The sequence below is a fragment of the Anaerobiospirillum thomasii genome (assembly GCF_900445255.1).
Lineage (GTDB): Bacteria > Pseudomonadota > Gammaproteobacteria > Enterobacterales > Succinivibrionaceae > Anaerobiospirillum_A > Anaerobiospirillum_A thomasii.
This window is the reverse complement of the sequence record NZ_UAPU01000007.1, coordinates 279,137-298,756: the sequence shown is the minus strand read 5'-3', so window position 1 is coordinate 298,756 and position 19,620 is coordinate 279,137. Positions and strand designations below refer to the sequence as shown.

Here is a 19,620-nt window from a genome sequence, read left to right as displayed (position 1 = left end):
ATGCTCAAATATATAGATAATTATACAAGAGTGTCTATGCTTGCAGCTTTGGCTGTAATGACTGTAATTTTAATAGACGTGGATATAAATACCTATGTGCTTATATCTATGGTGGCTTTAAGCTATCTTGCAATAAGCTACAAAGTTATAATCGGGGCCTTTAAAACTCTTATTGTGCGTCATCGCATGTCAGAGGAGTTTTTAATGACTATAGCCACCTTTGGTGCCCTGGCTCTTGGCGATTATGCCGAGGCTCTGGCTATTATAGTTTTTTACAGAGTAGGGACTATATTTGAAGAATATGCCCAGGGACGCTCACACAGTGAGATTACCTCACTTTTAGCTCTCAAGCCTGAATTTGTGCGCCTTGTAAAAGAGGATGGCTCTGATGAGAAGGTCAAGCCGCGCAAGGTGGCAGCAGGCAGTATTACCCGCGTGCTCCTGGGTGAGAGTGTGGCCATTGACGGTGAGCTTCTGTCAGATAGCGCCTCGGTCAATCTCTCGGCCCTCACAGGTGAGTCAGAGCCTGTGGTCTTTTTTAAAGGCGATATTATTCCATCTGGAGGTATCAATCTTGACAGAGTTATTGAAATTAAAACCACAGTTTTATCAAAAAACTCATCCATCAACCGTCTTATCAATTTAATTGAGGATGCAGCTGCCAACAAATCACGTCCTGAGGCTCTTATCTACCGCTTTAGCACCTATTACACCCCTATTGTGGTGGCAGTGGCTGCAGCTTTAGCGCTTATACCTTTTGTAATTGAAGGATATGATGTGCATGACTGGGTGACACGCGCCCTGGTATTTTTAGTGCTCTCCTGCCCATGTGCGCTGGTGCTCTCTGTGCCTCTGTCATTTTTTGGCGGTATTGGCGCCATATCAAAAACAGGAGTTATGGTCAAAGGCTCTATTCACATTGAAAATCTGGCTAAAATCAAATCCATGGCCTTTGACAAGACAGGTACTCTAACCTACGGTGTCTTTAGCGTAAGTCAGGTGCACTCTAAGGCTGAGGATACAAAGGATCTGCTTTATTATATGTACAATGCCGAGCGCATGACCACCCACCCTTTAGGTGTGGCTATTGCATCCTTCTGTAAAGACAGTGGCTCGGCTATAGCCTCTGACTGTGAGTTTAAAGAAATTGCCGGCTTTGGTCTTAAGGGCAAAGTGGATGGGACCGAGGTTTTTGTAGGTCGCTATGATTTTATAAAGGATAAGAGCAGCGATAGGATTGAGCGCCTTGATGAGAGTGGCGGCAGTGATGTCTACTGTGTGGCAGAAGGCCGCTATATAGGAGCTCTTACTCTCAAGGATGAGCCTAAAGCAGAGGCCGCATCATTTATAAAAGCCCTGGAGAGTCTGAATATTAAAAGCTATATGATAACAGGCGATAAAGAGCAGGTGGCCTCAGATCTGGCCAATACTTTAGGTATTGATAGCTATTTTGCACAGCAGCTGCCGCAGGACAAGCTTACAACCTTTAAGAGTATAAAAAGAGAAGATGGTATCTGCGCCTTTGTCGGTGACGGTATCAATGATGCACCTGTGCTTGCAGTCTCTGACGTGGGTATTGCCATGGGGCAGTTTGGCTCATCGCAGGCAGTAGAGGCCAGTGATGTGGTGGTTATGAATGATAATTTAAATAAAATTGCTGATGCCATTGTACTCTCACGCAGAACTGTAGCCCTGGCTATATCCAATATGGTGCTGGTAATTGGCGTCAAGCTTATAATTTTAATTCTGGGAGCCTTTGGCTTTGCCAATATCTGGCTTGCAGTGCTTGGCGATGTAGGACTGTGTATTGTGGCAGTGCTCAATGCCATGCGCGCCTTAACCTGGAAGGGAGAGTTTTCTAAGACAGCTTCTTTACAGACTGACAAGATGCGCACAGCATAAGAGCTTACAGGTGTCAGATAAAAAAAGACCCCGGTAGATATTATTACCGGGGTTTTTTAATGTACAAAGCTTTAAATTAATGCAGGATTAGAGCTTGAACTCCTGCAGCTCGCCAAGCACAGCTGCCACAGTCTTGCCTGCATTTGATATAGAGCGATCATTGGTCTCAGATGAACTGTAAACCTCCTGCACTAAATGCGTTACATTCTGCATATTGTGTGAAATTTCGGCAGTGGCGGCACTTTGCTGCTGTGAAGCTGAGGCAATCTGAGCAATCTGCATATTTACATCATCGGCATTGGCAATAATATTGTTTAAAATCTCCTCAAGACCCTTGGCATTGCCGGCCACTGTATCCATAGTCTCTACAGACTCATGCATGGATCTGGCGGCAACATCGGCATCATGCTGTACCTTGGTGACCATGCTGGTAATCTCTTTAGTTGAATTTGAGGTTCTCTGCGCCAGTGCTCTGACCTCATCTGCAACCACAGCAAAGCCGCGTCCTGCATCACCGGCACGGGCTGCCTCAATGGCAGCGTTAAGGGCTAAAAGATTGGTCTGCTGTGAAATTTCAAATATAGTCTCAACAATGGCCGAAATGGTCTGACTCTGTTCCACCAATGCCTCGATATTTTTAGCATCATTGCGTGTATTTGAGGCCTGCTCATAAATACTGTTGATAGTGCCCTGCAGTGTGCTCATACCCTCTGCTGTAATCTCCTTGGCATGCTGTGCAGAATCTGTGGCATTCTGACAGGATCTGGCAATCTCTGCTGTAGTAGAGGCCATCTCATCGGCAGCTGTAGCCACAGTTAAGGTGGCACCCTGACATTCACCTGCCTGTTTCATCATAGTCTGTGAGCGTGAGGCAATACCCATGGATACAGTATTTAAATTCTCCATGGTATTGCATACAGAGCTTATCTTTTCAGACAGATTAAAGCGCATATGCTCAAGTCTTTGTGTCATGGCGCCAAATTCATCATTGCTAAGGGAGACAATGGAGCCTGAGAGATCGGAATTTGCAATCTTATCTACACAGATGCCGGCATGGGACAGATGCTTTTTAATATCACGGCCCATAATGCTTGCAATGACAACGCAGATAACAATAGAGATAAGGCTTATGCCCGCAATAAAAACAAGATTGCCTGTATTGCCAATGCTTGCACTTTTGTTTGCAGATGTGGCTACAAGAGAGCGCATTAAATCATCATAGCTTGCTATGGTCTGTACAAACATAGGCTCAAGATCATTGTGCAGTGTTTCAATATAACCGGCCATATCTCTGTTTTTAACGGCCACGTTGAGTCTGTTCTCATAGATATCAACATATTGATTGACATTGCTCTTGACAGCTGCACTTAATGTATCAAGATTAAGTGTCTCAAGAGTTGAGAGTGATGCGCGCAGGTTTTGTATTTTAGAGCCAAAACCGTCACCCTTTCTGTGCTCTCCTGTATAGACGGCATCATGTATCTCATACATCAAAGAGCGAGAGGCATCGGCCATTTTATACTGCACAGCAAGGGTGTTATGAACATCCTTAGCCACCTCACTGTCATTTATAAGTTTTGATGAGGCATAAAGATCGGAGATTATGCTAAGAACAATAATAAGGGCAAAGGCCAGTGTAAGTTTGGTTGAAACCTTTAAATTGAAGACAAGCTTAAACATGTGATTTTTTCCTGTATGCTGCTAAGCCTTATAGTTATAGGGGAAAACAGGAGCGAGCAGCCATGTAAAGCAAGATCATTTATACAAAGCTTTGTGCAGATAAAAAGAAGAGCCTAAGACTCCAGTCTTTTGCCATATATACAGATAAGCTGTGCTGTGATCTTGGTAATTGAGGCCAATTCTACATAAGTCCACAATAAAAAACAGTGAAGATGGTTAAACTTTGTTTAATAAAAAAAATGGTCGCAAGGTATAAGAGCTCAGGGATATAGGGACTATAAAGTACTGTCAGGTATTTGAGTATAAAAAAGAAGGCAGTTTAAAACTGCCTTCTGTCTAAGGATTACAAACCTATGTATTAAAGGAAGAAGAAGTAGGCGCCTGTGGCAATAACAATAGAGCACAGTACATTTAAGATTACGCCGACCTTAACCATTTCCTGCTGTTTGATATAGCCTGTACCAAAGACAATAGCATTAGGCGGTGTTGCCACAGGTAGCATGAAGGCACAGGAGGCACCAAGACCTATGATAAGAGCCAGACCTAAAGGAGGTGCACCAATACTCTCGGCAATGGAGATAAACAGCGGCACAAGCAGAGCAGCTGAGGCTGTGTTTGAGGTGAACTCGGTTAGAAACACGATAAAGAAGGCAACAAGCAGACCTAAGATATAGTAGTGTGAGCCTTCCATCAGGAAGATAAGTCCATCAGCCATAATCTTGGAGGCGCCTGAGTCACGCAGTACAGCAGAGAGGGTAATACCGCCGCCAAAGAGCATAAGTACGCCCCAGTCGGTATTTTCCTGAACCTCTTTCCAGTTGATAAGCTTGAGAACAACTACAATAATGGCTGCGCTTATGGCAATAACACTGTCAAATGAGCCAATGGTACCTTCAAGACCTAACATGCCTGACAGAGCTGGGTTTATCTGACCTGAGAAAATCCAGCACAGAGCCACAATCACAAATACAGCCAGGGTTGTAATTCTCTTTGGAGTAAGATCAATCTTCTCATCATGGAAATCAACCTTGATCTTGAGATTTGGTCTGAAGACAAAGTATAAAGTTAAAAGCATGATTGGCATGAGCACAATCATAAATGGGAAGCCAATTACAAACCAGTCGGCAAAGGTAAGTCCCATATTTGAGGCCACAATGGCATTAGGAGGTGAGCCTACCAGGGTGCCAAGACCGCCTATACTTGCTGAAAAGGCAATGCCTAGAAGCACAAATACAAAGATATTTCTGTTTTCCTTGGCATCAACATTTGAGAGCATGCCAATGGCCAGAGGCAGCATCATAGCGGCAGTTGCAGTATTACTCATCCACATGGAGAGGAAGGCTGTAATAGTGCACAGAAAGATTACTGACCAGAAGAAATTGCCACGGGCCAGCACCATGATGCGCTGGGCAATAATTCTGTCCAATTTCTGAATGTGCATGGCAGCTGCCAGGGCAAAACCACCAAAGAACAGATAGATATTAGGATCTGAAAAGCCGTTTAAGGCCTTGGCAGTAGGTACAAGACCTAAGATGGCTGCCAGAATAGGAATGGTTATAGCAGTAATAGTTACGTGTACAGCCTCAGTAAGCCAGAGAATGGCAATAAACACCAGCATGGCCAGTCCCTTGTTCTCATTTGTGGAGAAAGGCAGAACATTTAAGAGCAGTACAAATAATATTATGTCGGCAATGACTATATAGGATTTGGTCATAGTTGACATAAGATATCATATAAAAATATTTAAAATCAAATACTTAGCTTTAAATTAGGGTTCGTGGGTCAAATTATGGGTCAAATTTGATCGGTTTTTTCGGCAATCCAAGAGGCGTCTTTTTTTAAGATTTTTGCAAGTTCAGTAATCAAAATGCACCAAAATTTCTTTTTAATTTTATCAAGCAAAAACTTGGCGCCACTTGTGGAACAGCCATAACTTATTCCTAATTCTTTAAGGCGCATTGACTTGATATAATAGTCAAACAATATCTTGGTTAAACGGTATTCAAGCATTAAAGAGATAACATAATCTATAAACACGACCTCGTCCTCGGTCAATGTTATAGATGCTGTCTTATTAGTAGTGACGAATATTTTTGGATAGCCTAAATAGGGCAGGTCTGATTTTGACCATATGCCCCATGTTTTCAAAAGCTCGTCTGCACAATAATGATCTACTAAGAGCTCAAGGTTATAAAAATTACTTCGGCGCACCGTATATCTCCTCAAACTCTTTAGACTTGGTCTGTAAATAATCACCGTTAATAAAAAACGGACAATTCTTTACAGCGTCCATAGAAAAGACATAAGCCAATATAAAGCTATAGTGAGGTAGAATAATCTTATTAGTGGTATGCCAAACAATATTAGTATCGTTCTCAATAACACAGCCACTTTTTTCTAATGCGTCAAAAAAAGCTTTCTCACGGTTTTGAGCGTCACGCACTTTGTTATCAGGGAACACTACATTAAGAATACAGCCTACATCCCCCTCAATCTTTGGTGGCTGTCCACACTTCAAACACGCCGATGCAAAGTTAAGCCAACGGTTATAATCGGTTGAGTTTTTTAAGGCTCGCCTTGATTTTGAATAAGAGCGAGTAAGGGCGTTTTGCGCCCCTCTCCAATCAATAGTCAATCGTTCGTTTTCACTCGGTGGCATTGATAGCAAAATCTCTCTGCATTCAATTTCCTGCCCATACATGCTAATAACACAGTTACTTTGTCTAAAGTTTTTGCGCACAACCAAAAGCCTCTTGTATCTGTTTTATACCCTTGACGAGCTCCTCTTTTGAGACATACTCGTCATCATCTGTAGTGTTAAGTGTTATATCCTTGTAACTTAATGCGTATCTGTTCTGTCCTAAAAGCTTAACGTTGTCTGTAGGGAGCCGTGGTCTCATGCCACGGTCACTGTAAAACTCTTGAGCTATCTCCTTGCATTTGTCTTTATTGCCTATGTACCTAACTCGTGGATCGCTTGTGTTGTGATACATACCTCCTAACACATACCCACAACGGCTCGGATCGTCTGCCAATAGGTACGCCTTAACAAATTTTTTCTCAAGCCAAACATTCCCCTCTTCACTTTGTGCTAACTCAAGCAAAGAGCCAAAAGCTACCCTCACTGCAAAGACAAAACGCCAATCATCACTGACTATGTCCTGCCCCACATCTAAATGAGCCATAAGCTCTCTAAATGCACTTGACGCCTTAAATTCTAAAATAGCCTTTTGCCGTTCAATGTCTTGAGCACCCTGCCCCTGAAACTGCATTATCAGCTCAATGATCTCGGCAGGCCTTGGCATAAACTTAGCTGTCTTAACAATGTTTTTTAATGCAGTCTGCACCACATTAAAGTCATAGTCAGCAAGGGCATATACATAAATATCTAACATAGAGTCCTGACATTGTTTACCATAAAACTCATGCAAGGTACGGATAAGACTCCTAACCTTAAAAATCTCTGCACTGTCCATTAGAAAAATCCGTCAAAACTATTGTTAGCAGTTACAGCCCACGGACTAGTATCATGTTGCACCTGTCGCTCGTCACGCTGATAGACAATGACCCAACCATTCTTTAAAGCATAATCTAAGCACACATACCAATTCTTGATACGCTGACCTTTACGGCACCAACCTACAGCCTCGTAATAGTCAAAGAATTTTTGCGCAGTACTCTCAAGATCTGCATTACGTAACTTGTAATAAGTGTTAGGGTTGCGCTCACATAAAACATCGTAAACCTCCTGCCAATTGAGAGGGGGCAATTCAGATACAACCTTATAAGGAAGTTTAATGTTATTGCGCTTGGCCACAATCTCAAGAGGCTGTCCTACAGACCAACGGTTGGCCGAGGAGCAATCTAAATAACCACGGTTATAAAGATCCTCTAGGTCGTTTTCTAAATCTACAGGGTTGTTTAAATCCTTTTGCAGTTGCTTAAATGTTCGGCGACCACTGTTCTGTAAAAGGCACATGATGATTGCGTTTTGAGTTTCGCTAAACAAGTGCGAAAAATCTTTATGCTTAACACTGACTGTCATTACAGAACCCTCTTAACATGTTACGGACTAAGAACCTAGCCTCGGTGGTCTCAAAAACCTTAATCCAAGTTCTAGGTATTCCGTTGTACTTCCACGCTAGGACTGCCTGTGGGGTCAGGTCAGTGATCTCGCACACACGCTTAGTGCCGTAAAAAGTAAGTACAGCCTCGGCTAGTTTACATCTTTGTTGTTTGTTTAGTGTTTTCATTTAACGTCTCCGTTTATATATAGTTTATAAAACGTTACTTTATTTTTAAAGTATATGAACTATAATTAAAAAGCAACCAATTTTTAAAAAAATTAGAAAAAAATAAATGTATATGAATGTATAAATGGAGAATAGGAAAAATGAGACCGAAAAGCAGAGATGAAATAAATGATTTATTAAACAAAGAGTTAGATAAGAGAGGTTGGACTCGCTACCACTTAGCCAAAATAGCAGGCATTAACCGAGCCGTTTTTACAAAGTTTAATGACGGAGCTAATTTCTCTCCATCAACGTTGGTTAAACTGTCACAGACGTTAGGCGTATCATTCTTTGACGAGGAGCAGAAAACCGATGATATGGTCTATATCCCCTCATATAATATAGCTTTTGGTGGTGGTGATGCCTATGAGCCTACATACGAAGAGCTGTCCGATGTAAGACAGGTAGGTTATTGCAGATCGTTTTTTGATGCGTTGAATGTAGATCCAAGATATTGCAAGCGCTTTAGAGTAAAGGGCGACAGCATGGAGCCTCTTATCCTTGACGGCGACAGCATTTTGGTGGATACATCGGCCACTTCTATAATAGACAATCACATATACATCTTTGTTTTGGACGGCATGCTCCGTGTAAAGCGTCTGCAAAAGATGCTAAACAAAACACTTAAAATCATATCTGAAAACCCTGACTATTCAACCGAGGAGATCCCTTTAGAGGAACTACAGGACAACTTTGTGTTGCTAGGAGAGGTATTGGAACGTACAGGATTGATTAGATAATTCTTAAAAATATCAACGGTTTTTAAACTTTTTACCAAAAAACATTAAAAAAATAGTTGCTCCTTAGTTTATTTGTGGTTACTATAAAAACACATCAACAAACTAAGAGCGATTATTTAGTCAACCTTTTTAATTGCTCTTGTAACACTAAACAAACTTTATAGTTTATGGAGCAATTAAAATGCCGTATACAAAATCAGACGCCGAACTAGAGGCCTTAAGAGAGATCTATTATAAGTTCAGTAACGAACAGGATCGCACATATTCTAAGGTTCTAAATCAACTTGACTGCGCCTCGGCTCAAATTGAGCTTTACCACAAAAAACAGCTCACAGGCACAACTGCTAGCGTCTTGCTAGGCAACAATCCATGGCAGGACACTACCGACCTATATAACAACTTTTTTGAAGATCCTAGCGAGACCTTGGAGCGCATTGCTAGAAACAACAAAAACATTAAGCTGTACCTTGGCCGTGAACTAGAGGCTTCTATAGCCAACTATGTAAATGAGTTTTACCTGCCACTTGAGAATGGCATCACCGTCACTGACTTTATGCGCCCTTGGTCAAGCGCTCAAATTGACCGTATCCACAATGGTTGCCCTTTTGAAATTAAGACTGTTGAATTTAATAGAAAAGTAAAAGGCAAAAAAGAATGGGGTAATGGCTGTATCTTTAAAAACAAGGGCGAGATCGTATCTGTAGATAGCCAAGTTCCACAATACTATTATGACCAAGTACAAAAACAGATGTATCTAAACGGCAGTAATTATGCCTTTATCTGTGCCTACTTTAAAGGTGACGGCGTTCGTATCTTTAAGATTGAGAAAAATCAAGACCACATTGATGCCATTCTCAACGCCGAGGACAACTTCATGTTTGACCATGTCATACCTCGTGATGAGCCTGATTGGGTTGAGCCATTAGATGATGTAGAGGACTCCGACGGCATAGCCTTGGCCGATGATGAATTTATAGAGCTTGTAACAGAACTAAGAGGTATCCGTCTTGCTAAAAACGAATTAGCCGACAAAGACAAAGTGCTCACTGCAAAGATTAAAAAGCTTATGGGCACTAACGAGATCGCTGTTGATTATCACGGCGTACCTCTTACAAGACTATCTACATATTCAAAGAGCTATTTTGATAAAGATGCATTCGTAAAAGAGCATAGCGACCTGTATAAAAAGTTCACAACTAATAAGACAACATCAACATTAACAATTTGCGCAAGGAGCTAATCATGGAGACTTTACCAACTATTCAATTTACAGCAGAGCAAAAGGCCTTGGCCGAGAACTGCATCAAGGCTATCGCCAATAAGACTATCGCCATGACTCCTGAATTTTATGCCAAGCAGGTCTTGCAGAACATCAAGGCCAAGGGCGTAAAGGTAACAGCAGACGATGTGCTGACCGTATTTAAAATCGCCTCTGACATGGGGTTAGATCCAAGTACCAAGGATATATACGCATTTAAATCACAAAAGATCCCTCTTACTGTAGGCGTATCGTTTAGAGGTTGGTCAAGGGCCTGTGAGAAAAAAGACATATTAGGCATTGACTATGAGCCATTAGATTATGGCAAGGACAAAAACGGCAACAAGGTGATGGATCGCCTTAAGGTCACAATAACAAAATCCAACGGTGGCAAGGTGTCCTACATCATTAACCGTTCACAAGCCATGACAACTTCCGAGGTGTGGCAGACCGAGAGCGACCACATGTTGCAGATACGTGGGTTTTGCAGATGCGCATCACTAGCTTTTGGTTGGGGTGCCTATGAGGTCGGTGAGGCTAGGGAGTTTTTTAATGGTGAGGAGAAGTTAGGCTCAAGTGCACAGCAAATTGAAGTGCAGGAGATTAAGCCAACACTGATGCCACATAAAGCCATAACTGCCACATTAAACGATGACGAGCTTATCAAGGCTCTAAAATCAGCAGAAACATTACAGGACTTAAGACAGATATTCGCAGGAGGTTCCGAGGAGCAAAGAAAAAACGCCGAGATTATCAGATTATGCCAAGACTTAAAAACAAAGTTTAACTAAAGAGGAATATTTCACAATGTTACATTATCAGCCAAATTACACAGTTACAACTACAGAGCGACCAAACATACCTAACTATGATGCCGATGCCGTAAAAGAACTACGCAAAAACAAGTACACAGGAATTTTTAAGGGCGAAAAAATTAAATACACAATTCTAGGTGCCTACTCTAAAAAGCAGAAAACACCAAAAGGCGAGCGTGAGGATCTGATACTTGAGCTTATGACCGACAAGGGCTACCTGCGCTATAAAGCGATCGGTGCAGTTGTTACAAATGACGGAGATATTTATGCATCTAGCATGTCTGCACTAACCAATGACTTATTAGGTGTCCTACATCACGAGGTGACTAACGCCCTTGACGGTGTAGAAATTCAGACTAAGGACTATGACGGTAACGCCGAGGAGCAGACTTGGTATCCAAACATTCACGGATTTAAAGGTAATGCGATAGCCACCACATACAGAGCTTGGACGCATAACGGCTATTCAGGTTTTACACATAAGATTTACTTTTTTAACGAAAAGTGGCAATCAGCTACAGAGGTCGCAGGTGGCAAGACTGACAAGCTAAATGCATCTAAGGCACAGCAGACTGCACTTGAAGAGTACCAAAAGTTTAAAGCCGAGTGTTTAAACGAGGGTTGGAACCCTGACGAGGGCGATATTGCCAACGCCGATCAACAAAACATTTACGGCACAGCTACCGAGCAGGCCGATGAGATCCCATTTTAATTAGGAGGCATAAATGGCAGTTGAAATAGATAAGATTGATGAGTTGGTAAACGACATTAAATCGTCACTGTACACATCAAAGACAAAGATTTTAACTGCCTCTCAAGTATGTGTGCTGTTAGGCCTTAGCCGTTACAAGTTAATCAAGTATTACAACGACTTAAGGCTACCAATACAACAACCATTTTATAAAGGTAAAGGTGGCTTCCCACGTTACTCGTATGCAGACGTGGAGACCGTGAGGGAGATTATCAGCAACCATGCAAGAGGCAAAATTTTTAACAATTAAGATTACCTTTAAACAGGACGATGCGACAGGTATGCGAGTGTTTTTTAACCACAAAATAAAGCCGAACACTCCATATGAGAAAAAGGAAATTGAAGTGCTAGGGTTGCCCTTGGTGCTAAAGGTAACGGCAGGCGCTGTCTATTTTAAAAGTCTAGGTGTCTGTATTGATTGCCAAATTAGAGAGGTTAAAAAATGGATTTACCATCATATATTGTGAGGCCTTATGTAAGAAGAGGGCGCTATAAGCAGACTAAAAGGGAGATGCAGGAGTGCAAACGTAACGAAGCTATTAAAAAGAAAATTGAAGAGTTGGAATTTAAGCTCAAGGCCAAGCGAGCTGACAACGGACTGTATGACTAAACATAAGGCTAAAGGCGCAGGCCCTTAGCCCTAACACTAAACAAACACTTGCATCTTAACAAACACTTAAGTGCAAGTAAAGGAAAATAAAATGAAGGGAATTACCATAAAAAACTTCATAAAGATACTTGGCAAGTATAACCAAGAGGCCCTTATCAGCCTAACAGCCCTCACCCCTGACGGCAATTATGAAGAGTGGTGTCTAGGTAAAGGCACAATCAAAGAGCACGACAACGGAGCAATCGTATCTTTACTGACCGTACGTTTAGCACGTGTAACCAACGAACGCATTTTAAGAAGCACCAAAATGGCCTGCGTGGAGTCTTTACGGTGCACCGTGGACGAGGTGCTAGACCGAGTAAAAGAGCGCTATGACCTAAAGGTTCTGCACGACACTTTTGGCACCGACAGCTTAACAGATGAGCAGGCATATGGCTTTTTAAAAACCATCATTGAACAAGACATAGAAGATCTAGTGATCTTGCTAGAGGATTTAAAGAGATTAAAGAGGGATTAATTATGAAACCAAATGAACATGACATTGCATTCAAATATGAGCTTATAAACGATACCACCGCCTATCTATACATAGGGAACGATAAAGAACCTTTTACATCTGTCAAGATAGACAAGGGGACATCACCAATAGGCATGATACTACAGGTGCTTATGTGTGCAAAAGAAGAACTTGATAATGCTGACATTACTATAAATGACAACAAGACCCCTAATCTTAGACTTGCATCTAATTTAAGGACGGTAGAATTTTACCTAAAACTAAAGGCTTTAAAAAACAAAAAAGATCCAATTGAGATAAGAATAGAAACTCCCTTATCTGACGAGGATAACGAAGTTATGTTGCCAAAATTCATGGAGTTAATTACAGATGAGGAGGGGAATGTATGTGCATGTTCCATATAATGGATATTTTTGCCGGCAAGATAAACGACATCATCAGTGAGCATATGTTGCATCAGGACGCAAGGCTAACCTATAGCATTGACAGTCAAGAATTTTATTTAGAGCTTAAAGCAAATACAAAAATTCAAGACGTAATAGATAGCACTGTTAAACAAAACAAGCTTGAGATGTTTGAATTTGAACTATTTACAGAGCGTCCTTACTCCCTAAGGATACACAAGCTCAAGTTTGACGATGAGGCCATCATTATGGGGCATCACTGTTTTACGAATGGCTTTTTTAAGATTGAGCTAACAATCTCAAAAGAGGATTTTATAGCAATAGAGGGCAAGATTAGGGACGCCATATACAAGTTTGTGTTAGAGCAGATGAACTACCACGAGGGAGCTAAGGTTGATTATGAGTAAGACAGACACGCTATACGAACAATTTTGCAATATCAGTGCTGAAATAGATAAGACAGGAGAAAAGCTTAACGAGCTATATCTTTACTACATGACGATTGTTGAGGAGCGTCTTAGCCCTAAAGACCGAATAGCTCACGAGGGGCTAAACGCTTTAGATGACGCTCTCACCAACCTAGAAAAATCTAGCGATTGTGTCAGCAGAATCCTAGAGCGTTGGACGCAAGATGAGGACGACATACACGAGCAAGATGAGGACGAGGGGCACGATAACCCTAATTTTATGAACAGATTTACAAAGATACAGTGAGGTAGCCAAATGAATATAACAACCGTACTTAATCTTATCAGATGCCATGTAGAGGACGATGAGCAAGGATTTAAAGAAAACGCTTTAGACCTCGCAAGGCATTTTGAACAAGAAGGACAAGAGGGCTTGTCAGCATACATTCTTACATTGATGCAGGCAGTGCCTACCCTAGCCCCACTTGATTGATAGATTTATAACCGAATTATAACCGTTTAACAGTTACTAAATCCGATGGATAAGCCATCTGTCGGATTTATAACCGAGGGTATAACCGATTTATAACCAAGGTTAATTAGATGACCTAGCGAAATACGAGGTCACCAAGGCGTAACGAGCCGTTACATCTTAGAACATGTAGCAAAACGCGACAGGTTGAATAAACATAAGGGTGAAGTTAATAGCAACACCCTTATCAAACTAAAGTCATTAAGGAGATAAATTATGACAGACATTATCGTACAGGACAAATTAAACGTGGCAGAAGTTGAAGTTAAAAATATAAACAATCGTCTTGTAACAACTTCTAGAAATATAGCTCAAGTGTTTAATAAAAGACACGCAGACGTTTTAAGAGACGTTAAGAATCTTATTGATAATCAAGGCAATTTTATTGAACGCAATTTTGCGTTGAATGAATATAAGGATCCTATAGGGCGTACATTGCCTGAATATCTTATAACCAAAGACGGCGTAACCCTTTTGGTCATGGGGTATACAGGTGAAAAGGCTATGCAATTTAAGATAGCCTACATTAATAAGTTTAATGATATGGAGAAAGCCTTAAATGGTGGCAGAGTACCAAACTTTGCAGACCCTATAGCCATGGCTAGAGAGTGGGCTGATCAACAGGAGAAACTTCTATTAGCTGAAAAGCAAAGAGACGATGCTATTAAGACTAAAGCATGGATAGGCTCCAAGCGTGAGGCAACTGCCATGAATACAGCATCAAGACTTTCAAGAGAGAATGAGATGTTACTAACCGAGATAGGCAACAGCAAGACCTATAAGACTGTAAAGGCCATACCGTGGCTTAAGAATTACTTTGCCTTGAGCAAGGGAACCTACATACAGATAGGTCGCAAGCTGTCTGCACTGTCCGAGCGTATGGGCGTTAAGACATTACAGATAGAGGATAGTAATTACGGCGAGGTTAAGGGCTACCATGTCTCTGTAATTAACAAGTTCAAAGAGCTTGTAGATAGCGACAACACCTATTTAAACAAATACAGATTAGCTGATTAGGAGATGATATGAGTTTACAAGAACACGAGATAAAAGAGCTAGATGAGCTATGTAAACAAATAACCTTAAAAAACTTTGAGATTAGGCTCTTACACAACAAGGTCAGAATGTTTATTCGTGACAGAGCGCTTGAGAACGATGCCAATATTTATAATGCCGAGTTGATGTTAAGGCAAGGGACAAGGCATATCAATAGAAGCAAAAACTTCTTTCAAGATTTTATTAACAGCAACACAGGAGCAAAAGATGATTAGTGCAGTAGAGGCAAAAGTTACAATTAACATAGACGGCGATCTTTTCTATCACAACTCATTCATAAAATACGATGATGGCGTTTACATAAGACTTGACGACCTGCCACGTATTGCCGAGCATTGGGGCTCAAATTTAGACCTAACCAAGCTTTTTGATTTTAGCCGTTACAGCGGAGGGGAGATATTGTTCTTTGAACTTGAGAACTATAATCAGGTTATCCCTTATCTTAATATCAAGCGAATAGCCATCACTTGTTTACGATGTAACGGTTTTCACCAAGCCTACGGTATAGCCGAGTCTTTTTTTTGGTCTAACTATAAAACAGCTTTTGAAAAGTACGGCAAGCCTGTAAAGCACGTATATTTGAACTAGGAGATGATATGGAGATATTAGGGCTTATCGCTGTATTGATAGGGATGTTCGGCGCCTTGGCTTGTGGAGCATATGGCTTTTATGTGCACTTTATCTCGCACGACTATGAGGTGCCTATAAATCTGCTGACATCATTCACCATGGGAGTAGGCTGTACTTTTATATCATTTATCCTATTTTACGGAGCGATAGCTATGATTTTAATTTTGTATAGCATTATTAAAGATAGTGTGAGATAATCAAGGCGGATTGCAAATTCATTTTTGTAATCCTCTATAATTTGGTTTCTCAAAGCCCCTTACCCTCTAGGGGGCTTTTTTATTTATAGTTGAAAAATAGTCCTTGAAATAAACGGATTGTAAACTATAATTATTCTAAGAATTTTAAAAATCCTATTGACATTTTATAAACAGCGTTCTATGCTCCTATACGACCCTAAGGCGTGGGTCGAGTGCCTGAAAAACACTTTTAACAGAACGCAACCTTTTCTACCCATAGTATAGCTGTAACTATACTGTGCGTCTATGGTAGGTGTCGTGTGATATACCTAAATAAACACGGCTGTCTGTTAGCAGTTTTTCAGCACCTACCACCACCTCTTAGATCTTTTAAAAACTGAAAAATAATCTAACAGGAGACTTTTATGTCTAACGTATCTATATTCAACTTTAATGCCAACAAAGTGCGCACCGCTATCATTAACAACCAAGTATGGTTTTGCAAAAAAGATGTCCTCACAGCACTTAATATATCGTATAAAAGTGACATTAATAAATCCCTAGATCCTAATGGGGTAGTTAATAACTCCCTCGTTACTTCGACAAGGGGTGTGCAGACATTAGCATTTGTTAATGAGCCGAACCTGTACCGTATTATTTTCAAGTCAAGGAAAGCAGAGGCTAGAGCTTTTCAGGATTGGGTATTCAACGAGGTGTTGCCACAAATACGCAAAACAGGGCAGTATGCTGTGCCTAAGATTGACAAGAGCCTGTCCTATGTTAAAAAGCTAGACGTTATCAAGCAGAGCTTGCCTAGTGAAATAGGTGCCACATTAGATGAGATTATAGACAAGGCTAAAAAGCAGGGCTTTATGATAGCGTCTAATCCAAACTGCAAAAACGCCACAAGACTTGATATGAATGTAAATGCCGAGGAGCGCTTGTTTGATATGTTTAACAAGTTGAATTTAAGTGTAGAGGCTAAGGCTGAATTAAAGAGAACCCTAGAGGAGATTAGGGATAACGAGGCTAGCCGTGTGAGAGCGAACGCCTTAGAGGAGCTCAAGCCTATTAAGAAATTCATTGATACGGTCGGTATGTACCAAGATGAACTAAGAGACTTTACTGCTAAATCCCTAAGGCAGTCCGACTGTCCACCCATCATGCCTTTTATATGTGCATCACTGCCACAATTAAGACACAAACTTGGCTAATATTATAACACAAGCCCTCGGAAAGTGAGGGCTTTATTTTTGTCATTAAAGGAAACTTAGCTTATTTGTGACATGTCTAGCAGTGACATTAGGATCAGGGTGAACATCTATATTAAAGATATGGCCACAATTCTTTTTATCAAAGACAGGATAGCCCTGATTAGCGTAAAAGTTATAAACACGGAGCTGATAGTCTAGACTGCTCTCAAAACGATCGCCCCCACCTTGAGCTTTTATAGCATCGTCAAAAGGTTTTTGCAGGATAAAGACATAATCAGCATAAGTCCATAGGCTCAAGTTTTTATGCATAGTCTCAACAAGTGCATAGTTTAGCCGACGCCCTGCGCACTGATAGGCTATTGTTGACATATAGTATCTATCAGATATGACAACCTTTCCATCGGCAAGGGCAGGGCGCACTACATCGTTAAAAAGCTGATGCCGAGCTGTGAGCATTAAGAGGAATTCGCTTGTGGCGTCCATAGGGCAGTTGGACTTGATAATGTCACGCAACCGTTCGCCTAAAGGTGTAGAGCCTATCTCTCGGACGGTTACCACCTCACGTCCCTTAGACTTGATATAGTCCTCTATGTACGGCATCACTGTGCTTTTGCCTACACCGTCCATACCTTCCAATGCTATATATATTCCTTTATTCATATAGTCCTCTAGTTTAATATAACAAACACGCCTGTAAAGGTCATGATAACAAGTGATAGGGCGATAACAGACAGCAGGCGATTAGCGCTATCGGCCTCGTCTTTGTCGCTAGAGAGCGCAGACATAATAAATTCTTTGAGTTTGTTTAGCATAAAAGCCTCCGTACTTAATCCACTTTGAGAAAATCCTGACCGTATTTGTTTATATAGAGCAGAGGGTCGTCATGTACAGCTATATTGCAATTAACGGCCATGAATGACGCATAAAACCCATAGCCTATAGTGCCAAATATAAGGATAAGGAACACTACCACATCTAGGACTTTAATTGCAGGAGCGAGGGCGTCTATAGCCTCTAGGTATGGGAATAGACATAAAAGACCTACAGCCACCAAGAAAGCCTTTATAGCTATGAGTGGTTTTGTCATATAGCACCACATACGGAACGCTACCACCGTCAGCACCACAACATCTTTACTTATCATATAAACTCCTATTTAATTTCCGTCCCACATATCTCGCCATGCCTTGGCTTGCTGTTCAAAAGAATTGTGATTAGAATGCAGTTTTCCTTTTATCCTGTCGTCACAAGCCCTAAAGAATAACCTGTCAGATACATACATAATAAGTCTAGGGATAACAATCAGACTTAAGAGAGTTATAAGCATCATGTCAAGTTACTCCTCTCACCAAAAACCAAAACAGAGACCCTAGGATCATAACAAGTACCATGTCACGCCCATAAGGAAGCCTAGGGTCAAAGTTTTGAAAATCAGAAAAATTTTGGGAGGGGTTATATAGAGTAGGCACCGTATCGCGTGGGGGCAAGGGGTCTAAAAGCGAATGGGGTACCTCTAATTTTTATACGCATTTGAAACCATACAGGTAGTACAGAAACTTGTCTGATTACTCTCAAGGTGACCCACATTTGACCCATACCACGCCCCTGCCCCTGATACTTAAGGCTTTAATCTGATTACCACAATCAGCCCCCAACCATTCAGCCCCATACCGTCACGCCGTGCATACCTATCACCAAAACCCTGCCTATTGGATCCCTTAGCCCTGTAATTCACTTAGTCCAAAGTTTCAAAGTTGTTTGTTTGTGGGTTTACTTATGGCATAATGGCATAACGTCATAAAGCTATATCAGCTTAACGGCGTATCAGGATAACGGCATAACCCTGTACACGTGACATGCATGTACCACCCCTGCCCCTCCCCTGATACTTGATACGATACTAAGATATGTTTGTGTGGTGTGGTGAGGAGGGGTGTGGTGGCGTTAGCCTAAGTTAAGTAGTAGCACTATGTACCGAACTGCAAAGCGCTGAATACGCTGATCGGTCTTTGTAGCACTTGATACTTGATATACTAGATACTAGATAACTATATAATATATATACTAGGACGCGCGCGTGAGATTGTTACCCCTTGAATACAATTAAAACCTTAAAATACAACGCTGTCAATACTTTTAAAACGCTTAGAACAATATCACGGCTTTACGCTACTTTATGCACTGAATAGCATCAAATAAACATACATATCACGCCACTTTGATAGCAGACATAAAAAAAAGGGCATTAAAGCCCCTAAAATCAAATATTTATCTTTAAAACCCTAACAATTCAAGGATCCACCAAACAAAAAACGATATACAAATACATGACGTTACAGGCACAATAATCCACCAAAATACCTGCCCATTAAAGAAATTATAAATTTTATGCTTTAATGTCAGCTTTTTAACCATGTATCTGCATCTATATTCACCAATTACACCAATTTTATAGGCCCATTTAGTAAACTCAATATTGCTCTTTAATTCTGTACCTAGCTTATTGTATTCATCTGTACTTAATGATGTATAGTATTCTAAGGGCTTATAATTCAAAGATGCGTCAAAGTCATACTCTTTATATGTTGGTATACTGTTCCAACGTGGCTTATATTTCATGAAGTCAGATGTCATTT

The 19,620-nt window shown here is 41.0% G+C and carries 26 protein-coding genes; 16 read left to right on the top strand and 10 right to left on the bottom strand.

Features of this window, described 5'->3' with window-relative positions; translation table 11 throughout:
* Complete coding sequence (locus DRZ93_RS08575; RefSeq protein WP_172458144.1) at positions 1-1,902, top strand: heavy metal translocating P-type ATPase; 1,902 nt, start codon at positions 1-3, stop codon at positions 1,900-1,902.
* Positions 1,903-1,989: 87 nt separating this feature from the next.
* Here the strand turns inward: DRZ93_RS08575 and DRZ93_RS08570 are convergent, their stop codons facing one another.
* From DRZ93_RS08570 to DRZ93_RS08545, 6 genes are all read right to left on the bottom strand, one after another.
* Complete coding sequence (locus DRZ93_RS08570) at positions 1,990-3,582, bottom strand: methyl-accepting chemotaxis protein (protein ID WP_113746355.1); 1,593 nt, start codon at positions 3,580-3,582, stop codon at positions 1,990-1,992.
* Positions 3,583-3,940: 358 nt separating this feature from the next.
* Complete coding sequence (locus DRZ93_RS08565) at positions 3,941-5,305, bottom strand: SLC13 family permease (RefSeq protein WP_113743974.1); 1,365 nt, start codon at positions 5,303-5,305, stop codon at positions 3,941-3,943.
* A 71-nt stretch (positions 5,306-5,376) separates the two neighbouring features.
* On the bottom strand, positions 5,377-5,793 hold the full coding sequence (locus DRZ93_RS08560) for a hypothetical protein (RefSeq protein ID WP_113746354.1): 417 nt from the start codon (positions 5,791-5,793) through the stop codon (positions 5,377-5,379).
* Positions 5,780-6,322: a RusA family crossover junction endodeoxyribonuclease gene (locus tag DRZ93_RS08555; RefSeq protein WP_113746353.1), complete on the bottom strand. Its 543-nt coding sequence runs from the start codon at positions 6,320-6,322 to the stop codon at positions 5,780-5,782. Before DRZ93_RS08555 ends, DRZ93_RS08560 begins: the two co-directional genes overlap by 14 nt.
* The gene (locus tag DRZ93_RS08550; protein ID WP_113746352.1) at positions 6,306-7,058 is read right to left on the bottom strand and encodes a hypothetical protein; all 753 of its coding nucleotides are present in this window, start codon (positions 7,056-7,058) and stop codon (positions 6,306-6,308) included. The genes DRZ93_RS08555 and DRZ93_RS08550 overlap by 17 nt, the downstream gene beginning before the upstream one ends.
* A complete protein-coding gene (locus DRZ93_RS08545) occupies positions 7,058-7,561 on the bottom strand; it encodes a hypothetical protein (protein ID WP_146741110.1) in 504 nt (167 codons plus the stop codon). Before DRZ93_RS08545 ends, DRZ93_RS08550 begins: the two co-directional genes overlap by 1 nt.
* A 414-nt stretch (positions 7,562-7,975) precedes the next feature.
* On the opposite strand from DRZ93_RS08545, the gene DRZ93_RS08535 reads away from it, so the two are divergent.
* The 15 genes from DRZ93_RS08535 (at position 7,976) to DRZ93_RS08465 (ending at position 16,984) form a co-directional block, all read left to right on the top strand.
* Positions 7,976-8,614 (top strand): LexA family transcriptional regulator, encoded by a 639-nt coding sequence (locus DRZ93_RS08535; protein WP_172458142.1) that lies wholly within the window; start codon positions 7,976-7,978, stop codon positions 8,612-8,614.
* Positions 8,615-8,795: 181 nt separating this feature from the next.
* A complete protein-coding gene (locus DRZ93_RS08530; RefSeq protein WP_113746348.1) occupies positions 8,796-9,854 on the top strand; it encodes a YqaJ viral recombinase family protein in 1,059 nt (352 codons plus the stop codon).
* A gap of 2 nt (positions 9,855-9,856) precedes the next feature.
* Positions 9,857-10,663 (top strand): hypothetical protein, encoded by an 807-nt coding sequence (locus DRZ93_RS08525; RefSeq protein ID WP_113746347.1) that lies wholly within the window; start codon positions 9,857-9,859, stop codon positions 10,661-10,663.
* 16 nt (positions 10,664-10,679) lie between these two features.
* Positions 10,680-11,399 carry a hypothetical protein gene (locus DRZ93_RS08520; protein ID WP_113746346.1) on the top strand — a complete coding sequence of 240 codons (720 nt, stop codon included), beginning with the start codon at positions 10,680-10,682 and terminating at the stop codon, positions 11,397-11,399.
* 13 nt (positions 11,400-11,412) lie between these two features.
* Positions 11,413-11,688 carry a hypothetical protein gene (locus tag DRZ93_RS08515; protein ID WP_113746345.1) on the top strand — a complete coding sequence of 92 codons (276 nt, stop codon included), beginning with the start codon at positions 11,413-11,415 and terminating at the stop codon, positions 11,686-11,688.
* Between the two features lie 192 nt (positions 11,689-11,880).
* A complete protein-coding gene (locus tag DRZ93_RS13565) occupies positions 11,881-12,048 on the top strand; it encodes a hypothetical protein (protein ID WP_172458141.1) in 168 nt (55 codons plus the stop codon).
* Positions 12,049-12,139: 91 nt separating this feature from the next.
* On the top strand, positions 12,140-12,565 hold the full coding sequence (locus DRZ93_RS08505; RefSeq protein ID WP_113746343.1) for a hypothetical protein: 426 nt from the start codon (positions 12,140-12,142) through the stop codon (positions 12,563-12,565).
* 2 nt (positions 12,566-12,567) lie between these two features.
* A complete protein-coding gene (locus DRZ93_RS08500) occupies positions 12,568-12,969 on the top strand; it encodes a hypothetical protein (RefSeq protein WP_113746342.1) in 402 nt (133 codons plus the stop codon).
* Complete coding sequence (locus tag DRZ93_RS08495; RefSeq protein ID WP_146741109.1) at positions 12,957-13,376, top strand: hypothetical protein; 420 nt, start codon at positions 12,957-12,959, stop codon at positions 13,374-13,376. Before DRZ93_RS08500 ends, DRZ93_RS08495 begins: the two co-directional genes overlap by 13 nt.
* Positions 13,369-13,683, top strand: coding sequence for a hypothetical protein (locus tag DRZ93_RS08490; protein ID WP_113746340.1), 315 nt, complete (start codon positions 13,369-13,371; stop codon positions 13,681-13,683). The genes DRZ93_RS08495 and DRZ93_RS08490 overlap by 8 nt, the downstream gene beginning before the upstream one ends.
* Before the next feature lie 9 nt (positions 13,684-13,692).
* Entirely contained in the window at positions 13,693-13,869 is a 177-nt protein-coding gene (locus DRZ93_RS13560; RefSeq protein WP_172458139.1) for a hypothetical protein, read from the top strand.
* A 255-nt stretch (positions 13,870-14,124) separates the two neighbouring features.
* A complete protein-coding gene (locus DRZ93_RS08485; protein WP_113746339.1) occupies positions 14,125-14,925 on the top strand; it encodes a Rha family transcriptional regulator in 801 nt (266 codons plus the stop codon).
* An 8-nt stretch (positions 14,926-14,933) separates the two neighbouring features.
* Positions 14,934-15,179: a hypothetical protein gene (locus tag DRZ93_RS08480; RefSeq protein ID WP_113746338.1), complete on the top strand. Its 246-nt coding sequence runs from the start codon at positions 14,934-14,936 to the stop codon at positions 15,177-15,179.
* The gene (locus DRZ93_RS08475; RefSeq protein WP_113746337.1) at positions 15,172-15,552 is read left to right on the top strand and encodes a hypothetical protein; all 381 of its coding nucleotides are present in this window, start codon (positions 15,172-15,174) and stop codon (positions 15,550-15,552) included. Before DRZ93_RS08480 ends, DRZ93_RS08475 begins: the two co-directional genes overlap by 8 nt.
* Before the next feature lie 643 nt (positions 15,553-16,195).
* Positions 16,196-16,984 (top strand): BRO-N domain-containing protein, encoded by a 789-nt coding sequence (locus tag DRZ93_RS08465; protein WP_113746335.1) that lies wholly within the window; start codon positions 16,196-16,198, stop codon positions 16,982-16,984.
* Positions 16,985-17,029: 45 nt separating this feature from the next.
* Here the strand turns inward: DRZ93_RS08465 and tmk are convergent, their stop codons facing one another.
* The 4 genes from tmk to DRZ93_RS08450 all read right to left on the bottom strand — a co-directional run bounded on the left by tmk (position 17,030) and on the right by DRZ93_RS08450 (position 19,618).
* Entirely contained in the window at positions 17,030-17,644 is a 615-nt protein-coding gene (tmk, locus tag DRZ93_RS08460) for a dTMP kinase (RefSeq protein WP_113746334.1), read from the bottom strand.
* 8 nt (positions 17,645-17,652) lie between these two features.
* On the bottom strand, positions 17,653-17,796 hold the full coding sequence (locus DRZ93_RS13555; RefSeq protein WP_172458138.1) for a hypothetical protein: 144 nt from the start codon (positions 17,794-17,796) through the stop codon (positions 17,653-17,655).
* 14 nt (positions 17,797-17,810) lie between these two features.
* Positions 17,811-18,128, bottom strand: coding sequence for a hypothetical protein (locus DRZ93_RS08455; protein WP_113746333.1), 318 nt, complete (start codon positions 18,126-18,128; stop codon positions 17,811-17,813).
* A gap of 1,130 nt (positions 18,129-19,258) precedes the next feature.
* Complete coding sequence (locus DRZ93_RS08450; protein ID WP_113746332.1) at positions 19,259-19,618, bottom strand: hypothetical protein; 360 nt, start codon at positions 19,616-19,618, stop codon at positions 19,259-19,261.
* Positions 19,619-19,620: the final 2 nt, after the last annotated feature.